This window comes from Pedobacter psychrodurus (assembly GCF_032678585.1).
Taxonomy (GTDB): Bacteria; Bacteroidota; Bacteroidia; order Sphingobacteriales; family Sphingobacteriaceae; genus Pedobacter; species Pedobacter psychrodurus_A.
Map to the genome: position 1 here is coordinate 1 of NZ_JAVTSN010000113.1, position 1789 is coordinate 1789.

Annotated in this window: 1 protein-coding gene; it reads right to left on the minus strand. The window is 42.9% G+C overall.

All coding sequences use genetic code 11. The annotated features are described in order from the left end of the window. Positions 1 to 131: 131 nt before the first annotated feature. Complete coding sequence (gene ltrA, locus R2S57_RS30250; RefSeq protein WP_316848635.1) at positions 132 to 1367, minus strand: group II intron reverse transcriptase/maturase; 1236 nt, start codon at positions 1365 to 1367, stop codon at positions 132 to 134. Positions 1368 to 1789 lie beyond the last annotated feature (422 nt).

Sequence of the window (1789 nt, forward strand, 5' to 3'; positions counted from 1 at the left end):
GTTGCCGAGTAGGTAAGGGGAGTTTCACCCCAAACCCCTCACAGAACCGTGCGTAAAACTCTCGCTTTACACGGCTCGTACAGATTAGGAGTTCGGTTACCGTTGGTAACTCGTCTTTCTTTTCACAAAGTTTATGGTCGGCTGAATTTCCAGTGAGTAAATAGATTTGGATGATCTTTGAAGACATTTTTCAGCCACTTGATCGATCTTGTTGAATTCCATCCACGCTTCCTTTTGACCCATTTCATGAGAATTCTATTAGCGTTCCAGCATATTGCGCCCATTCCCCATTTATTAAATGCTCCATAATAGGATATCCAGCCTCGCATCTTTGAGTTTACATCTCTGGCAAGGTCTTGAATGGTATCCTTTCTTTTATAGATCTTCATTTCTCTGAGCTTCTCCATAACACCGTTTTTCGATTTCTGGCTCATAGATGGTAGAGTGAGCAGTAATATACCTTTCTTTGTAGGAATAAGTTTGGGCTTGAAGGTATATCCCAGGAAGTCGAAACTTGAGTGACAATCTGATTTGAATGATTTGTTCGTCTGTTTCTTGCAGAAAACTATTCTAGTTTTCTCTTCATTTAAATCCAGCTTACAGGCCTTTAATCTTGCCCTAAGGTTTGATTTAATGCTTATGGCCTGTTGGCTACTTTTACAGTGAACAATCACATCATCACAATATCGCTCGAACGAAACTTTGGGGTAATTCTTCTCCATCCACTTATCCAATACAAAATGCATAAACACATTTGCCAACAGTGGGCTAATCACCGAGCCCTGCATTGTGCCTTCAGAATTGTATTCTATTGCGCCATCTTCCCTGAGTATTCCAGCTTTTAACCATCTTTCAATGTACATTAACACCCATCTCTCATTGGTATACCTCTTAATTGCCTTCATTAGTAGTTCGTGATCTATGGTATCAAAAAATGATTTGATATCTAGGTCCAGAACCCAATTATCCTTCAGACAACGTTGGGTAGCCATCTCGATTGCGTGGTGCGCGTGACGCCCTGGTCTATAGCCATAGCTATCAGGATGGAAGGTTGGATCAATCTTATATTCGATTCTTTTCCTTACAACCTGTTGCGCAACGCGGTCTTCCACATTGCAGATCCCTAAACTCCTGAAACCTCCTCCCTTCTTGGGAATTTTCTTCTCTCGCGCAGTTGCAGGATAGTAGGAACCCGAGGTCAGTCTATTCCATAGTTTATATAGATTTTGCGGAAGATCCTTTTCATACTCCTTCAATGAAACGCCATCTACTCCTGCTGCCTGTCCGTTGTTTCTGATCTGCTTGAATGCATCCAGAACCATCCGCTTTGTAATTGGATGTACCTTTGTCTCGTAATAATCAATCATCCGTTTTAATGTTGTTGGTAATTACTGGACTAATCTGTTCAGTTATACTGTCTTCGCCCTTCGCTCCATCCCCATTACAGGAACTTCTCCGCTACTACGGCCTGATCCGCCCCTGCAGGGCAACTTTGGTATTTGCCTAACGGGATCTCCGCTTGTACTTTCCCTCGACCGTTTCCCTGCAAGTTCCCTAGTTCCGTTAGTATGCCTACAATTGCCTCCTGCCACCTATATACCGGTTGTCGCCTAAGGCAGCTCCAGATTACAACTCCTTGGGCATTTATCCTGTGTCGTCCCGAGGACATTCAGTTTGGACAACGTCTTGGTGATATCGATACTTCTTCAGTGGTTCACTTTTGTTCAGCTTTCAATTGTTTACCTGACAGATATTTCATCTGCCTTTTCTTACTCGTTCAGCACCTACC

What these genes read in the sequence shown, in the direction of transcription:
- ltrA (WP_316848635.1), bottom strand. Translation starts at nt 1,367, where the DNA reads ATGATTGATTATTACGAGACAAAGGTACATCCAATTACAAAGCGGATG.